General features: G+C 60.2%; 16 protein-coding genes and 1 tRNA gene. 12 read left to right on the top strand and 5 right to left on the bottom strand.

Features of this window, described 5'->3' with window-relative positions:
- Nucleotides 1–106: 106 nt before the first annotated feature.
- Together WYS_RS12135 and WYS_RS12140 are read right to left on the bottom strand one after the other, a co-directional pair.
- Nucleotides 107–1,855: a type II/IV secretion system ATPase subunit gene (locus tag WYS_RS12135; RefSeq protein WP_019178443.1), complete on the bottom strand. Its 1,749-nt coding sequence runs from the start codon at nt 1,853–1,855 to the stop codon at nt 107–109.
- 9 nt (nt 1,856–1,864) lie between these two features.
- Nucleotides 1,865–2,809 carry a hypothetical protein gene (locus WYS_RS12140; protein ID WP_147654257.1) on the bottom strand — a complete coding sequence of 315 codons (945 nt, stop codon included), beginning with the start codon at nt 2,807–2,809 and terminating at the stop codon, nt 1,865–1,867.
- A 181-nt stretch (nt 2,810–2,990) separates the two neighbouring features.
- Between WYS_RS12140 and WYS_RS12150 the strand changes: the two genes are divergently transcribed.
- Nucleotides 2,991–3,063: transfer RNA gene (locus WYS_RS12150), tRNA-Phe, on the top strand.
- A gap of 66 nt (nt 3,064–3,129) precedes the next feature.
- Nucleotides 3,130–3,561: a hypothetical protein gene (locus WYS_RS15320; RefSeq protein WP_019178445.1), complete on the top strand. Its 432-nt coding sequence runs from the start codon at nt 3,130–3,132 to the stop codon at nt 3,559–3,561.
- A 92-nt stretch (nt 3,562–3,653) separates the two neighbouring features.
- Here the strand turns inward: WYS_RS15320 and WYS_RS15325 are convergent, their stop codons facing one another.
- Nucleotides 3,654–5,459: an RAD55 family ATPase gene (locus tag WYS_RS15325; RefSeq protein WP_049796364.1), complete on the bottom strand. Its 1,806-nt coding sequence runs from the start codon at nt 5,457–5,459 to the stop codon at nt 3,654–3,656.
- A 202-nt stretch (nt 5,460–5,661) separates the two neighbouring features.
- On the opposite strand from WYS_RS15325, the gene WYS_RS16160 reads away from it, so the two are divergent.
- The 6 genes from WYS_RS16160 (at nt 5,662) to WYS_RS12190 (ending at nt 12,214) form a co-directional block, all read left to right on the top strand.
- Nucleotides 5,662–5,832, top strand: a complete 171-nt coding sequence (locus WYS_RS16160; protein WP_155897747.1) for a hypothetical protein — start codon at nt 5,662–5,664, stop codon at nt 5,830–5,832.
- A 64-nt stretch (nt 5,833–5,896) separates the two neighbouring features.
- Nucleotides 5,897–6,463, top strand: a complete 567-nt coding sequence (locus WYS_RS12170; RefSeq protein WP_147654258.1) for a DUF531 domain-containing protein — start codon at nt 5,897–5,899, stop codon at nt 6,461–6,463.
- Nucleotides 6,464–6,645: 182 nt separating this feature from the next.
- Entirely contained in the window at nt 6,646–7,284 is a 639-nt protein-coding gene (locus tag WYS_RS12175; RefSeq protein WP_019178449.1) for a TasA family protein, read from the top strand.
- Nucleotides 7,285–7,351: 67 nt separating this feature from the next.
- The gene (locus WYS_RS15330) at nt 7,352–7,876 is read left to right on the top strand and encodes a signal peptidase I (protein ID WP_187120174.1); all 525 of its coding nucleotides are present in this window, start codon (nt 7,352–7,354) and stop codon (nt 7,874–7,876) included.
- Nucleotides 7,873–10,512 carry a kelch repeat-containing protein gene (locus tag WYS_RS12185; RefSeq protein ID WP_081579984.1) on the top strand — a complete coding sequence of 880 codons (2,640 nt, stop codon included), beginning with the start codon at nt 7,873–7,875 and terminating at the stop codon, nt 10,510–10,512. Before WYS_RS15330 ends, WYS_RS12185 begins: the two co-directional genes overlap by 4 nt.
- Entirely contained in the window at nt 10,502–12,214 is a 1,713-nt protein-coding gene (locus WYS_RS12190; protein WP_147654259.1) for a hypothetical protein, read from the top strand. Before WYS_RS12185 ends, WYS_RS12190 begins: the two co-directional genes overlap by 11 nt.
- Here WYS_RS12190 and purM read toward each other — a convergent pair.
- Both purM and WYS_RS12200 read right to left on the bottom strand, forming a co-directional pair.
- Complete coding sequence (gene purM, locus WYS_RS12195; protein WP_019178453.1) at nt 12,174–13,208, bottom strand: phosphoribosylformylglycinamidine cyclo-ligase; 1,035 nt, start codon at nt 13,206–13,208, stop codon at nt 12,174–12,176. The genes WYS_RS12190 and purM overlap by 41 nt on opposite strands.
- 414 nt (nt 13,209–13,622) lie before the next feature.
- A complete protein-coding gene (locus WYS_RS12200; protein WP_019178454.1) occupies nt 13,623–13,982 on the bottom strand; it encodes a DUF488 domain-containing protein in 360 nt (119 codons plus the stop codon).
- A 139-nt stretch (nt 13,983–14,121) separates the two neighbouring features.
- On the opposite strand from WYS_RS12200, the gene WYS_RS12205 reads away from it, so the two are divergent.
- From WYS_RS12205 to WYS_RS15335, 4 genes are all read left to right on the top strand, one after another.
- Nucleotides 14,122–14,763, top strand: coding sequence for an RlmE family RNA methyltransferase (locus WYS_RS12205; RefSeq protein WP_019178455.1), 642 nt, complete (start codon nt 14,122–14,124; stop codon nt 14,761–14,763).
- A gap of 101 nt (nt 14,764–14,864) precedes the next feature.
- A complete protein-coding gene (locus WYS_RS12210) occupies nt 14,865–15,098 on the top strand; it encodes a hypothetical protein (RefSeq protein ID WP_019178456.1) in 234 nt (77 codons plus the stop codon).
- An 11-nt stretch (nt 15,099–15,109) separates the two neighbouring features.
- A complete protein-coding gene (locus WYS_RS12215; RefSeq protein ID WP_019178457.1) occupies nt 15,110–15,736 on the top strand; it encodes a fumarylacetoacetate hydrolase family protein in 627 nt (208 codons plus the stop codon).
- 56 nt (nt 15,737–15,792) lie between these two features.
- Nucleotides 15,793–16,728, top strand: a complete 936-nt coding sequence (locus WYS_RS15335; RefSeq protein WP_019178458.1) for a prenyltransferase/squalene oxidase repeat-containing protein — start codon at nt 15,793–15,795, stop codon at nt 16,726–16,728.
- Nucleotides 16,729–16,732 lie beyond the last annotated feature (4 nt).

Below are 16,732 nucleotides of genomic sequence, written 5' to 3' on the forward strand. Positions count from 1 at the left end.
CCCGGCGGGCAGCTTGATCAGGTGCGGCCCTATCCTCTCGGCATCGGTCCTCTTGGTCTTGGTGTACGATTTCTTGGAATCGAACTTGGAGAACGCGTCGGATACCTCAGGCGCCAGTCTCTATCCCCCCTTCCTGTAGTTCCTTGCGCACCTTAGTGATGGTCCTCTCCGGGTTCTTGCAGTAGTGATTGATGAGCTCCCAGATCTTGTGGTGGTCCACGATGTCCCGGTATACCAGGTACTTGATGATGTCCACCCTGCGCTCGAACTCGGCGGTCATCTCCTCGTGGGTGAGGTTCTTCATTTCCATGATCTTGTCGAACAGGAAGCTGTGGCCCTTGAAGATGAAGCGGTCGGTGGCCTGGTCCCACTCGTACACGGTGTTGGATATCAGCTCGTTGGTGTCCGGCTCGAACCCCACGATCTCGATGACCTGCTTCATCCGCCTGGTGAGCTCCTGCCCCACCCTCACCTGGGACTGGATGATGACGTTGCGCAGCGCGGTGAGAAGTATGCGGGGGCAGTTGATGGGCTGGTTCTCCAGCCTGTTGACCATCGACTGCACCGAGTCGGCGTGCATGGTGGAATAAGTGGTATGGCCGGTGGCCATGGCCTGGAACATGGTGTACGTTTCTTTGCCTCGGACCTCCCCGACGATGATGTAGTTGGGGCGCTGCCTCAGCGAGGCGCGCATGAGGTCGTACATGTCTATCTCGCCCGGGGCCTTGCCGTCCGGGCCCCTCTCCCCCACCCCGGACCTGGTGGTGCCGGGGATCCAGTTCTGGTGGGGGAGGTTGATCTCCCTGGTGTCCTCCATGGTGACGATCTTGGCACCGGGGGGTATGAACAGCGAAATGGAGTTCAGCGTGGAGGTCTTCCCCGAAGCGGTCCCGCCGCAGATGATCATGGACTCGCCGTTCTCCACGCCGAGCCAGAAGTACGCCACCATCTCCGGGCTGGCCGTTTTCCCTTTGACCAGGTCCACCGGGGTGAAGGGCTTCTCCTTGAAGCGCCTGATGGTGAAGGTGGAGCCTTTGGTGGTGACCTCGCGGGAATACGTCGCCTGGATACGATGGCCTTCCGGGGAGGTGCCGTCCAGGATGGGGTTGGACACCGAGATCTGCTTACCACCTCTCTGGCCGAGAGAGACCACGTAGGAGTTCAGGGCGTCCTCGTCATCGAACATCAGGGCGGTCTTGAGGCTGCCGTACTTGCGGTGGTATACGAACAGGGGGATGTTCACTCCGTCGCAGGAGATATCCTCGATCTGCTCGTCGCGCATCAGGATGTCCACCTTGCCGTAGCCGACGAAGTCGCGCAGGATGTAGTACTTGAGCTTCTTCTTAAGCAGCGGGTTGACCTTGGCGCCCCTGCTCTTGATGTACGACTCCACGCTCTCGGAGAGGTACTCCCTCTTGTCCAGGCTGGTGAACTTGTCCCACTCGTAGCTGAGGGTGCGGCCCAGGGTGTCCTTGATCAGCGCCAGGAGCTTCTGGTCCTCCGCGTTGAGCCTCGGCTCCAGAGCTTCCAGGTAATACTCGCTGGTCTCGTTGTTGTAAGTGATGCGGGTGTAGCTGTAGGGTTCCAGGACCGGGTACACCTCCACCGTCTCCACGGCGGGGTCATCGATCTTGGGTATCTCGGTGACGGCGGAGCCGTGGCCCTTGGACCACTCGATGCGCTGGGCCACCTCGTGGGCGGACAGCATGACCCTGGAGGCTCTGCGGGGCATCGCCCGGCGGACCACTTTGAGGTAGCCGTCCCTGACCGCGCCGGCCATGGTCGCTCCCTCGGGAGCGTCATCTGGCATTTGCGTCTTGGTCTTCTTGCTGGGTTTGGGTTCGGCCGCTTGCATCGTTCAACCTCACGTGGTGAGCATCTTCATTTCCATCTGGGCCCGGTTGTAGTTCACTTCTGTCACTTTGTAAAGAGTAAGGGTGATGGTGGTCACTCTGTCCGTCGACGCGCTGGGAGAATCGGATGGTGACAGGTCATAGTCTACGCCATCCCCGACCAGTTTCTTCTCGCTAAGGTAGTCCTTGAGATATTGGTGCCACGCCGCGCCGTATACTGTAGTTATGGTCAGCTGCAGCGTGCCACTGCTCCCCGCCCCCCAGGTGTACTTTTGAGAGTCGACATACACCAGGTCCAGGCTGAACCCCACCGCGTCGGAGCCGGTGACGGATTGGCTCGCTCCGATGAGGTCTATCTCGGTGAAGTCCACGTTGATGTTCCCGCCGACCTTGCTGATGTCCAGGTTGGGCTTGGCCTTGATGGACTGTCCGTCATCCTGCTTGAGTATGATGGCGCCGTTCTCGTAGCAGATCCATTGCGGCACATAATAGCGGTTGGGGACGTACAGGTCCGCCCTCCCCCCGCCGGTCGAATTGATGAGAGCGCCGGACACCGGGTCGGTAAATCGGACATTGACCCCGGACGTGGAAGTTCCTTGAGGAACGTATGACAAGAGGCCCACGGTGGCCGTGGCGAAGAGCGGCACGCCCTCGGAGCCGAGCTTGACGGGGGCGAACATGTTGATGGAATAGTCCCCGCTGCCGCCCTGCTGCAGGGTCATGCTGTCCACATTGTTCTTGAGCTGACCGAACTGGTCGATGACCTGGTTCATGTGCGAACGTTCGTTGTCCATCATCCAGGCCGGCACGTAGGAGTTGGTGATCAGGGCCATGAACGCTATGAACACCATGAGGGCCATGATGGTGCCCACTGTGGACGCCACCCCTTGCTTGTCCTTCTTCAGAAACGAGGCCCTCTTCGACCTGTTCAGGGCCCTATGTTGCACTGGTCCCATTGGCTCAGCTGCTCCCCGATGCTGGGATATGCAAGTACCGATGGGGTCTTAAAGGCTTCGAGGTAGCTGGCATTAATTCGGAATTTGTATACTAATTCCACATAATTCACCTGGAAGAGGAGCGGGGCGGGGTGGGTCTGGCGAAAGTTTATAATAGACATGTCCTTTACTCTCTGGCGGAGCCGCAGTAACTCAGCTGGGAGAGTGCAAGACTGAAGATCTTGAAGTCGCTGGTTCAAGTCCGGCCTGCGGCACTCCTTCTCTAATCTTCTCCGGGGAAACATTGTATAAACGAGCACCTCATTAGCAGGGGCGGTAAGATGCAGATCACAGGTTTCGAGACCAGCACCATCGAGGCCAAGAGGTTCTCCCGGGCGGGAGAGCACATCAGCAATATCAGGATCGATCACAACAGCGCGGTGACACAGATCAACCGGTCCTCCGACCGCGCCGCCACCGTGGAGTTCCGTTTTACCATCAATTACACCGGCATGGGGTACATCAAGATCGAGGGCTCCATTGCCCTTGACGGGGAAGCGGACCAGCTGATCAACGAGTGGAAGTCCACCGGGTCGATGCCGAACGACACCGCCAACATGGTGCACAACGCCATCGTATCGAACTGCATCCCCACCGCGTTGCTCATAGCCAGGGACATCCGCCTTCCGCCCCCGTTCCCGCTGCCCCGCATCAACATCGAGAAGAAGGCGGGGCCCGCGCCGAGGAGCCCCTCCGGGCCCGAGTTCGCGTGAGCTCGCCACTGGGTAATGTTGATAACTATATGCTCAGAAAGGGCTTGGCCGCGTTCCTCGCGGCTAATTCATATTTTGATTTATATGCAGTATTATTTTATATGATCGAGGGCAAAGCTACCGATGCTGAGCCCGTGCCTGGTGGCGTTGTACCGGATGTACGAGCGCGACTGCACGTCGGTGATGCCCTTCACCATGAAGAAGGTCTTCAGCTGCTCGATCTTGAAGTCGATCATGCCGTCCATGATGGAGCCGAGCATCTGGATCTCCTGCTCCCCGTGCATGCCCTTTTCTATAGTATACATGGTAACTGCGCGGTCCCTCTTGCGGCGCCCGCAGAAGGGGCTCAGGAAGCGGAACGCAGTGTTGGGGTCCGAGTACGCTATCAGAGTTGATATGGTGCGGAAGGCCAGGCGGTAGTACTCGTGCTTCTCCTTGTACATCTTGGCCACCTCCTCCACCGCGTCCATGATCTGGTCGTGGGCGGTCGGGACGTCGATGTACGTGGTGTACTTGTCCTGGCTGACGTCGCCCATGCTGCGGGAGTATGAATCGACGTACCTCACCAGGCCGAGGGCCTCGTACTCCTCGTACTGGGGTAGGACCAGCTTCATCTCCTCGCGGATGTCGACGGGGGTCTTGTCGGTGGTGACCCAGATGGCCGGGATGCCCTTCTTCAGGCCTTCGGCGATGAACTGGTTGACCATGGTCTCCTTGCCAACGAAGGGAGGCCCGTACATCAGGATGTTGGACCCGAAGGGGATGCCGCCCAGCAGCAGGTCGTCCAGGCGGGGGCTGCCGGTCTTCACCTTGGCCGAGTCCGTCTCCAGGGCGATCTCCTGGTCCTTGGTCTTGAGCTCCTCCTCGATGGCCCCCATCTCCCGCTGGCGGAGCTCGGACTCCTTGCTGCGGAGGAAGTCCTCCTTGGCCTTCAGCTCCTTCTCGCGGCGGTCCACCTCGGACCTGAGCTCTTCCAGGCGCTTCTTGAGCTCCGCCTCCGCCAACCCTCCGGCGGAGCGCTTGGCCTCCTCCATCCGGCGCTTCTCCTCGGTGATGAGGTTCTCCCTGTAGAGGAGGTCCTCCTCGCGGCGGGTAAGCTCCTGCTCCTTGTAGCTGACGATCTCCTTGAGGCCCTTCAGCTCGTCATCCTTCTCGGAGATGGTGTCATTGAGGTGGTTCACGGCATCCTGGAGCTCCAGCGCCCGCCGCTCCTTCTCCTGGGCGTGGCGGAGCTTCTCCTGGACCTCCTTGCTCGCCTCGCTCTTGGACAACTTGGCCAGCTTTAGCTCGTCCTCCCGGGCCCGCTCCTCCAGGGCCTTGCGCTTAAGGTCGTTCTCCAGCCTCTCCACCGTTCGGGCGAGCTCGTCCTCCCTGAAGCGGTGCTCCATCTCCTTCTGCGCCAGCTCGGCGTGGTACCGTTGCTCCAGCTCGGAGGTGTCGGGGGCCTTGAGCCCCTTCTCCCTCTCGTTCAGGGCGTTCTCCCTCTCTCGGAGGGCCGCCTCCCTCTTCTCGAGGTCGGCCGAGGCGTTGGACATCAGCTCCGAGTTGGAGCGGGTAAGCTTCTCCACTTCCTTCCTGAGGCGGGCGTTCTCCTCCAGAACGGTGTCGATGTCGTCCCCGTTCCCCAGCATCCTGCGGAGCCGGGCCACCTCCTCCTCGCGATCGCGCAATCTCTCCGCGATCTCGTCATCCAGCTCCTTATCGTCAAGGTTGCGGGAGTAGAACGTGGGCCGGTCCGCGGGGTCCTCCTCGAGCCATGCCGCGAGGGCGGTGCTGCCGGACATCCATCCGCGCAGCATATCGTCATGGACGGGAGAGAGCACGGCGACATCGCCGTCTATGGCGTCGTCGGAAGGATCGTTCTCTCCGGTCTTTTTCTTGCGGGACAAAGGCTGCACCGGCCTGATGGCCTGCTGAGAGCCGTAAGGGAACTATTAACGATTTCGTCCCCATTGTCAACTATCTGAACAACCTGGCGGGGCGGAGATGATGGCGCCATGTGGTCCAGCCACTTCTGGGACGGATAGGCGGAGACAAATGGTTATATACCGACATCCTCATTCAATCTGGCGAGTTCAGCTTTAGCCAGGTGTATTGCTCATGGAGAAACAGATCCACGTCAAGATCGACAAGAAAAGCGACTTGACGCTGCGCGAGGTGCTCAAGAAGATCGAGGAGATCCAGGCCGAGCACCCTGAACTGGATGTGTTCTTTGACGGCGATATCTACGCCATCTGCAGCCGCCCCCGGGCCGTACCCGCGATAAAGTAAGTATCGATTTTTCCGTGAAGCGCGCCCGGATATCTCTTATATCTCCTGTCCGGTCCTGATGCCCATGCCCCGCCTGGGCCGGCCCACCATCGCTCTGTACAATTCCTACGACCCCAAGAACTTCCGGGAGGCGCACCGCCGCGCCCTCGCCCGCGCCGGACCGCTGGCCCTGGCGTTCGACCTGAACCTGGCGACGTTCGGGTTCCCTTTTCCACGGGAGCTAGGCACGCCGCAGGAGATCGCCGATTGGGTCGCCACCACCACGTCCATCGGCGAGCACGGCGGGTTTCTCAAAGAGCTTACCGCCAAGGGCCGTTTCCAGACCTTCGATTACCCCCACAGGGGCTTCCCCCCGCAGCTGGGGGAAGTGGTGCTCACTACCCGGAAGCCGGACCCCGGCAAGAAACGGGACGTGGACGAGGTCGTGGCCATGCTGGCGAAGGGGCAGAGCGTGATGATCTTGTTCGGCCTCGGCCCCAAAGGGGCCCCGAAAGAGGTGTTCGAGATGACCCGCCACCACATGGATATCACGCCGGGAGGGTTCTCTTTGGAGACCTGCACCGCCATGGGAGCGGTGGCGGGAGTCATAGCTTATAAACTGAAGGGATATTATCAAAACGTATTATCATAATCCTGAATATTGTAAAATATGTATGGCTCGGCCGCCCTGATTGGTATCCAGATGATTTAATAATTAATCCTTTTCTGAAATAGGAACTATTATATTGAACATCTGTTATCACCCCCAAGACTGAGTCAACTATCGGGATTCGATAGTCCGATTCACAAACGATCCGCAGGAGGAATCATTTAATGGAAACGAGAAAAATTGCCATAGGCATATTGGCGATAGGCATAGTCGCGGCCCTCTCGGGCGGCATGATCTACGCCTATTTCACCGATAGTGACAAATCCGAAAATAACGAATTTACTGCTGGAAAATTATTTCTGCAGCTTAACGACGGTGTGACCAAGACCGTAACTCCGGCTCTCGGCACTTTTGACAACATGCAGCCCGGTGATAGTGATACTGGAAGCATTACCGTAAAGAACGCGGGGACCGTCGATGGCTATGTTACCTTTAAATTCAGCGACTTTGGCGAGACAGACGGTCTTCCCACTGAAGTAGATGGAACAGATCTACCGGATCCTTCAAAGCCGCAAACCCTAGGCGGTAATCTGGGTACCGTAATTACTGTGAAATATGGTGATGGCGGAAGCAAGACCGTAGAGTTGGGAGATGACTTTTTTACCACTATAATGGCTGAGATAGAGGATGATGAGTACCACTTTGCCCTGCCTGCCGGTGAATCCCTCACAATAGAGATTTCGTGGTCGATAGCTACCTCTGTAGGGAACGAGATCCAAGGGGACTCGCTATCTTTTGATATCGAATTCACGCTGACCCAATCAACTCATAACTCTCTCCCACCTGAGATCAATTCGTGGTAAGAGCTTATATGACGGGGCAATCGTGCAGGAAAACCCTTTCCCTTTCCATTTTTAGGAGGATCGAATGATGAACAAGAGGCTAAGCCAGCTCGGCACCGTGGTCGTGGTCGTACTGTTAGCGATAGCGCTGACAGGCCTTCTCGCTCCCATATTCGGATACCGCCTCGACGTGGTGCAATCTGGAAGCATGGAGCCGAATATCGGGGTCGGCGATCTGGTAATAACGGCTCCAGAGGAGTTCTCCGATATCCGTACAGGCGACGTCATATCGTTCCGCTCTCCCGACAACGGAGTGTTGATCTGCCACCGGGTCGTGGGCGTGGATGAGAGCAACAGCACCCTTCAGACAAAGGGCGATGCCAACGAGGACAACGATCCCTATGTTCTCAAAGAACAGCACGTGGTCGGCAAGGTGGTCGCGAACATCCCGCTGATGGGATATGCGGTCGATTTCCTCAAGACCCCCTTCGGGTGGGCCGTCATAATAATGCTCTTCGCGCTGGTCCTGGTTATGGGCAATGACAAAGGCGCCAAGGGCGGGAAGGACAGCGATAGTAGCGCTGTCGAAACCACAAAGAAGGACGATGCATGAGCCAGCGAAACGTCGTCCTTGCAGTCGCTACATTATTGACCGTGATGGCGGTGAGCGACAGCGGGACCTTTGCGATATTCTATGACACCGAATCCTCGATGGGCAATAGGTTCACCGCATGGAGTTTCCATGGGTGGGTTCAGAGCACCGGGGACGACTTCACTTTGGGGACGACAGGCTCCAACGTGGACACAACGACCAGCCCGGGCGATGTATCTCTAAGTAGAGGAGATGCCGCTCAATGCCTGTTTGCCTTCGGAGGCGGAGGCTCAGCAGGCTTCTATCGTTACGATGTCCAATCCAATGCCTGGGCCACCATGGCCAGCGCCCCTGAGGGGGTGACTGACGGCGCCGCCCTGGCCTATGATCAGGACCGATACATCTACGCCATCCGCGGCGGAGGTCACAGCGACCTATGGAGATACGATGTCCAGAGCAACTCGTGGGAGTCCCTGGCCTCTGCACCCGGACCGGTAGGAAGCGGCGGCGATCTGGTATACGATGACGGCGTACTATACGTCCTCCAGGGCGGCGGCAACACCGGCCTGTGGACTTACGACATTGCCGCCGAGAGCTGGACAACATTAAGCAGCACTCCTTCCGGAGTGAGCAGCAATGGTGCTCTGGCATCATATCAGGGCACCCTATACGTCATGCGCGGCAGCGGCACCCTGACGATCTGGACCTTCCACGACGGGACCTGGTCCAGCCTTAATTTCCCGGAGCAGTGGCTCACCACCGGGATGGACATGTTCCTGAGGGCGGACGGAAAACTGGTCATCCTCTGGTTGAACGGGAACCAGGGATGCGGCTACATCTATGACATTCAATCGAAGACCTGGACCCGCGAATCGTCGCTGGACCTCGGCACGAACATACAGGACGGCATCGACCTCGCCTTCGACGGTAGCTACATCTACGCGCTTCAGTCGCTGGATGCGGGCGGATACTGGGGCCCTTTCTGGAGATACGTCCCCAACAGCGGCTGGTGGTCATGGGGGGACCTTGCCAAGAAACTGCCCGGCGCGGTGGGCTCCGGCGCGTGCCTGGTCAGCGCGACGGCGGGCGGCGACCATGCCACTCCGGGGGTCTTGATATCCTCGGTATTCGATGCCGGCAGCACCTTCGTCAAGTACACTGCGCTGTCCTGGAGCGCGATCCTTCCCTCCGGGACGGAGATACGTTTCGAGGTCAGGGCGGCGGATACAGAAAGCGAACTGGAGAATGCTGCATGGATTCCCGTGAACGGCTCGTCATCCCCGATCAGCGACCTCTTCGGCCGCTATGCGCAGTGGAAGGCCACCCTTACCACCGCCGATCCGACTCGGACCCCGGTGCTCCAGGAGGTCATACTGTACTACATGCAGTCCCCCAGGAGCTGGGTCCAGACCACCTATGCTGACTTCAGCTCGGGGTCCTGGTCCAATATCGACATCACCACCAGCCCCGGCTCCGCGATGCTGACCGCAGGGACCGCGGGCCAGTACATCTTCGCCTTCCAGGGCGGGGGCTCTGCGGCCTTCCACCGCTACAACGTGGCTTCTGACACCTGGACCGCCATGACCGCCGCTCCCGGGGCAGTTACGGACGGCGCCGCCCTGGCCTATGACCATGGCAGGTACATCTATGCCCTGCAGGGAGGGTCCAGCGCACTGTGGAGATATGATATGGTACAGAACTCCTGGGCCGTCCTGGGGAATGCGCCCGGGATAGTGGGCAGCGGCGGCGATCTGGTATACGATGACGGCGTACTATACGTCCTCCAGGGCGGGGGAGGCACCGGCCTGTGGACGTACGACATAGCTGATGGCGAGTGGTCGACGGCCATCAATACGCCCGCCGGGGTAGGTGCCGGCGGTGCCATGGTATCATATCAGGGCACCCTGTACGTCATGCGCGGCGGCGGTACCTTGGGCATATGGGCATACCACGGCGGAACCTGGTCAAGCCTGAACTTCCAGGAGCAGTGGCTTGTCTCCGGCTCAGACATGGTGCTGGGGCCGAACGGGAAGCTGTACACGTTCTGGCTGAACGGGAACCAGGGCTGTTGCTACATCTATGATCCTCAGCTGAAAACCTGGAACAGGGAATCGACATTGGATTGGGGTACGAACATACAGGACGGCATCGACCTCGCCTTCGACGGTAGCTACATCTACGCGCTTCAGTCGACGGAGACCCCGGGGTCCTGGTGGGGCCCATTCTGGAAATGTGACCTTGGCAGTGGTTGGTGGGCTTGGGGCGGTATCGCCAAGAAACTTCCCGGCACGGTAGGTCCCGGCGCAAGCCTGGTCAGCGTGACCTCGGGGGGACAATACCACACCCCCGGCGTCCTGACCTCATCAACATTCGACACCGGGACCGACGGGGCGGGATACGGCACGCTGTCATGGACCGCGACATTGCCGCCCGGCACCGCCGTCCGGTTCGAGATAAGGGCTTCCAACACCTTGGTATCAGGCCAGCCCGATGCTGAATGGACCCCGGTGAGCGATCCGAGCTCCTCCTTGAGCTCCATCTCCGGCCGGTACGTGCAGTGGAGGGCCATCCTGACCACCGATGAGACAAATCAAACGCCGATCCTCCATGAGGTCAAGCTCCAATACGTGGGCTGGGACCGTGGGAATGGGACATAATAAGGCGATGCGGCATCTTGCGGGGGCCGCGCTGCTCCTATCGATGATGCTGTTCCTTTCCGCCCTGCCGTCGACCCCGGCGAAGGTTGCCGATGTCCCGTCGGTGCGCCTCTCCCTGGGCGGCCAAGGGAGCGTGCCCTGGTCCATGGAAGCGATCAAGCCGGGCGATCACGGCACCGAGGTGACGGTGCTGCAGAACACCGGGAGCAAGGACGGGACCGTTCTGCTGTGGATCAGCAACATCAAGGAGACCGACGCCGCCGGGGACGGAGCGTTCCTGGGCCAATACATGAGGTTCAGCATCGACGCCGAGGGCCTGTGCACGGAGGCGCGGTTCCCGTGCACGATATACGAGCTGCCGGAGTACCCGTCGAGCAGCAGCAAGATCATTATAAGGTCGCTCCCCGCGGGAAGCTCCGTCACGATCCACTGGACCTGGGAGTTCTTGGAGACCGGCGCTCCCCAGAACGAGGCCCAGGGGGACGGCCTGAGCTTTGATATAAACTACCTGCTCTACGAGCCGCCGCCGGCCGGTGAGGACTACCAGTGGATATGGATGGAGATCCTCGGCCTGGGGGCGGTGGTGGGGATGAACTCCACCGGGCACGTGGTGGAGACGGTCCAGGTCACTGACCCGTCGGGGGCGTTCCGCCTCACTATCCCCAAGGGGACCAGGGTCGTCACCGAGGGAGGGCAGCTCCCCTCAGCCATCATCATGACGACCGATGCCGGGGCCGGGGGAGCGGTCCCGGACGGATGGACGAAGGTGGGGCCGGCCTACGTCCTCAGCGGTTATCTGGAAGGCACCGGGACGGTAAACGTCCTCTTCATAGGCCAGGTAGGCCTGACCTTGGGTTTGGACCCTTCCACCGTGCCGGAGGGCACCAGGATGACGTCCATGTTCATGCTGGCCGCGGACGGCCAGTGGGCGATGGTTAGCGGGTCCTCCACCATGACATCCAGTTCCTGGGAGGCCTGGGGGATCATCGGCCGCACCGGCACCTATACCATCCTGGCCAGCGAGAACGCCTCGGACCACGCCTTCATCGAGGCCAGGGACCTGACGGTACGGCCGGGGACCTCGGAGCTATGGTGGCCGGTGGTCCTGGCGACCTCGACCGGCAAGACCGTGTCGGTAGGCGCCACACTAACCAATCACGGCGACGTCGTCGGGAACATCACCATCTCGCTGTTCGTGGACGGCGAGGTCATGGGGTCGGCGACGGTCACGCTGCTTCCGGGAGAGAGCCGCGAGGTCGTCCTCACGGCGGACGGGCTTCGTGACGGCGATCACCAGGTCAGGATGGCCGGCCTCACCAGCTCGTTCCGGACGGAATCTACGATCAATTGGCCGGCCATAGTTCTCGTCGCGGCGGCGTCATGGTCCCTGCTGATGCTGATGGCCGCCAAGCTGGGCCGCTCCCGTCCGGAAGTGCCAGAAGCGATGATGGCGGACCGCAAGGACCGCGTGCTTGTGGAGCTGGGGTCCCGCGACCTGTCCTTCGAGGAGCTATCTCAACGGACCCGCCTCGAGGATGATGATCTCCTCCAGGCCCTGGAGGTCCTGTGGAAGGAAGGCCGTCTCGGGGCGGAGAGGAGGGACCATATCATCTATTTCATGAGGCCGGACGGCCCGACGGCCGATACGGCGGGCGATGATCTCAATACGTCTCGTACCTCAGGCCCAGGGAGGGGAGCGTGACGCCCTCGCCCTCGACGATGCGGCCGACGATTTTGGCACCCTCGCCGTAGGTGGAGACGATGCCCTTGGCCTCGTCCTCGGCACAGATAATCCCGAAGCCCATGCCCATGTTGAAGGTCTGGTACATCTCCTTGTCCTCCACCGAGCCCAGGTCGCCCAGCAGCGAGAAGATCGGCGGCACCGGCAGGGGGTCGTCAAAGCGCACCTCGATCCCCTTGCGGAGCCGCAGGAAGTTCCTCAGGCCGCCGCCGGTCACGTCAACCATGCCCTTCACCCGGTGCTTCTCCAGGACCTTGAGGACCTGGCGGACGTAGATCTCGGTGGGGGTGAGCAGCTCCAGTCCGATGCTGTTCCCCAGTTTGGGGAACTTCTCGAACGGGTCGACCTCGTTCTGGTGCAGGATCTTCCTGGCGAGGGTGTAGCCGTTGGAGTGCAGGCCCGAGCTTGCAAGACCGATGACCGCGTCGCCCGGCGCGACCTTCGAACCGTCGATGATGCGGTCCCGGGGGACCATGCCTAGGCAGGCACCGGAGAGGTCCAGCTCCTTCATGATCTCCGGGAGCACCGCCACCTCCCCGCCCACCAGGTCGCAGTTGGCGAGCTCGCAGCCCTTGTTGAGGCCGATGCCTATCTGCTCCATCAGAGGGGGGTTCGGCGCGTCGATGGCCATGTAGTCGACGAAGGAGATGGGCTCGGCGCCGACGCAGATGGTGTCGTTGACGTTCATGGCCACGCAGTCGATGCCGACGGTGTCCCACTTGTCCATTTCCTTGGCGAGGAGGAGCTTGGTCCCCACGCCGTCGGTGCACAGCGTCAGGACGATGTCCCCGAAGTCGATGAGCCCGGTGAACTGGCCCGGCAGGTCGATCATCCTCACCTTGCCGGAGCGGCGGTACTTCAGCTGCTTGACCAGGGCCTCGATCGCTCTGGACTTGCCGTCGATGTCCACCCCTGCCCGGGCGTACGTCATGTGCTCCTTCTGCTTGTCGACCATTCTGACCGCTACTGTAAGGGTTGCCTTATAAAAAACATCGCCGTTCATCCCGCCTTTGAAAAGGTGGGTTTTACGCGGAGAGGCTGTGCAACGGAACGGCGCTCCATTATCTACGGGACCTTCGGATGCCTCGAAGAGGACAGGCGCTCTCGATGAGGGTAAAACGGCTGAAGTTCCGAATTGGCTCCCGAACATCGCCATTCGTGGTACATCAATGACTGGCAGGCTCCGAGTCAGCGAGCCGGATGCAGCGGGCGATGGGGCCTAAGGCCGTTGGACAATTGAGGCCGAGCTCAGCTGCATGCTCACGAACTCGTTCGTGAGCGGCTGACTTGAAGGACTTCCTCTCGATCCGCCGTCAGCCAGCGGTTTCGCAAAGCCGCGCCGCACCAGACGGTCCTGGCCCGAAGCTCCCTATGTCGAGAAAAGCTCCGGCCGCGCGGTCAGCAGATCCATCAGCACCGCCGCACCGCTGTGCTCGGCATCGTGGGTGGAGAAGATCAGCGTCACGTCCTTCCCGGCCGACAGCCGGCGGAGGGCGTCCAGATGAGGACTGCCCTTCAGCTCCTCTAGGTAGCGCTGCCTGAACTCCTCCCACTTCTCCGGGTCGTGGGCGTACCACTTGCGCAGCCCGGCGGAGGGGGCCACCTCCCGGCACCAGATGTCGATGCCGGCCTTTTCTTTGGTCAAGCCCCGGGGCCACAGCCTTTCCACCAGCACCCTGACCCCGTCCTCCTTGGCAGGCTCCTCGTAGGCCCGTTTCATGCGCAGCATCGTTAAGCAACCCCAGCGCAGAGGTAATAATCCTATGGCTGCGGGATCTGCGGCGCCTCATCTTCCTCCGCGCACCGTTCGGCCCGCCGCGCTCGGCAGGACATAATCTTTAAGTTCGACCGCCCAAATAGCCAGGGAGATGAGCAAGCGCTGGCTTAACGAGAGGAAGCACGAGTTCTACTATCTCAAGGCGAAGAAGCTGAACTACCGCTCCCGCGCCTCGTTCAAGCTGCACCAGATCGACGAGAGGTTCGGGGTGTTCAAGCCGGGGGGCGCGGTGGCGGACCTAGGCGCCGCCCCGGGCGGGTGGCTGCAGGTCGCGAAAGAGAAGGTGGGCGAGCAGGGCAAGGTGGTCGGAGTGGACCTGCAGGCCATTGAGCCGCTCCCCGGCATCAGGACCATCAAGGGTGACATCACCGAGAAGGAGACGGTGGAGGAGCTGAAGTCCCTTCTGGAGGGGAAGGCCGACACCGTGATCTCGGACATGGCCCCCAACATCAGCGGCAGCTACTCCATGGACCACGCCCGCTCGGTCGATCTGTGCGCCCATGCCCTCGACTTCGCCCGGCAGGTGCTGAAGCCGGGGGGCAGCCTGGTCATGAAGATCTTCGAGGGGGACATGATGAACGAGTTCCTCGCCGAGGTGCGCAAGAGCTTCTCCAGCGTGCGGCTCCATTCCCCCAAGGCGTCCCGCTCCAGCAGCTCGGAGATCTACATCATCGCCAAGGGCTTCCGGGAGGCCAAGACGGGGCCGACCGAGGCGGACAAGTTGGCCGAGTGATACCGCAGCCTCGGTCCCCGATCAGGCAACTTCGGCGTTCGCCGAAGCACGCTGGCCATTTGCGGCAAATCTATTAATTTCGCCACCCCTATCCCGATGCGATGATCACCTATCTCACGGTCACTTTCAGCACCGAGGGGGCCCGCCCGTCCGAGGTCATGGAGACCCTTCACGGCCTGGGGTTCGAGCCTACCACGGGCAGCTACGATTTCATATATCGGTGGGGGAACAAGGCGACGGTGGAGGACGCCATCTACCTGGCGGACAAGGTCCAGCAGACCCTCAAGGGGAAGCAGGTGCTGTTCAAGCTGCAGACCGTGAGCGATTACCTCTGAGCCGGAGCGCCATGTCCTGCGGCAAGATAGTGTGCATCGGGCAGAACTATCGCGCCCACGCCAGGGAGATGGAGCTGGAAGCGCCGGCGGAGCCGGTCATATTTTTGAAGCCATCCACCGCGCTCATCGCCGACGGGGACGTCATCGAGGCGCCCGCAGGCCTGGGAAGAGTGGACCACGAGGTCGAGCTCGCGCTGATAATCGGGAAAAAAGCGAGGAAGGTGGCGGAGAGCGAGGCGCTCTCCTACGTTTCCGAGGTCGCGGTGTTCAACGACGTCACCGCCAGGGACGTGCAGTCGGCGGCGCGCACGGCCGGGCTGCCGTGGGCGCTGAGCAAGGGCCTGGATACCTTTGCCCCCATGTCCCGCCCCGTGCCGGTTTCGGAAGCGGGGGACCTGCGCTCCCTGAGGCTCGAGCTCAGAGTGAACGGTGAGGTGCGGCAGAGCGGCAGCACCTCGAACATGATCTTCGGCCCGGAGCGGCTGATCGCCTATATTTCGAAGTACATGACCCTGGAGCCGGGGGACATCATCGCCACCGGGACGCCGGAAGGGGTCGGGCCCCTGAACGACGGCGACGTGGTGGAGGCGGGGATAGAAGGGGTCGGCAAGGTCTCCAACCGCGTAAGAAGGATTTAGGTTCGATACGCAGTTCCCTAGTGGACCGAACCATTTCCCGATCGCGGGAGGATGACGTGAAGGACGATAGTTACGAAATCAGCAGTTGGCTGCTCTCTGGCGACCCGTCGATACAGTACATGATGTTCCGGTTCTTGCACAAGAAGGGCCCTGACGACCTGGCTCGCTCCCAGGAGGCCATCGGCGACTATGGGTTTGCGGCAAGATTGTTAGCCTGTCAAAATGCGGACGGCCATTGGGGGAGGCATTACTATCAACCCAAATGGACGTCGACGCACTACACTCTGTTGGACCTAAAAAACCTCTACGTCCCCCGGGATACCCCCGCATGCCGGCAAATGACCAAAAGGATGTTCGCCGAGCGCATGAAGGAAGACGGCTCGATCAATCTGGCAAAGAGCGACCTTCCCAGCGATGTCTGCGTAGACGGCATGATACTGAACTATACCTCCTATTTTCATGATCGCGGCGATGAAGTGAAGAAGCTTGTGGATTTCATCCTGCAGCAGCAGAAACCCGATGGTGGATTCACCTGGAACCTGAAGGCCGAAATTGGTGACCCCCACACCACGATTTGTGTGCTGGAAGGTTTGAGGGAATACCAGAGGGCGGGATTTGCCAATGGAAAAGGCGCCTTGGATAGTGCAATAAGATTTGCAGAACTATTTTTGATTAGCAGCAATCTCTTTATGCTGGCCAGCGACAAGCGTTTTCTTAAATTGTCCTACCCCTACAGATATCATTACAGCCTGTTCCGGGCTTTGGATTATTTTGCCGATGTAAAAACCGCTGATGATGTCGATATGCAGACAGCCATCACTTGGCTGAAAGGAAAACGAAAAAAGGACGGACGCTGGACATTGGAATACAAGTATCCCGGTAGCGTTCACTTCGATATGGAAAAGGTGGGCGAGCCTAGCAGGTTCATAACTTTGAAGGCCATCAAGATCCTGGCTTCATTCGGGGAAGGTTCTCGCGGGATTCCTGACTGAAGAA

It is taken from the genome of Methanomassiliicoccus luminyensis B10, assembly GCF_000308215.1.
GTDB classification, from domain to species: Archaea; Thermoplasmatota; Thermoplasmata; order Methanomassiliicoccales; family Methanomassiliicoccaceae; genus Methanomassiliicoccus; species Methanomassiliicoccus luminyensis.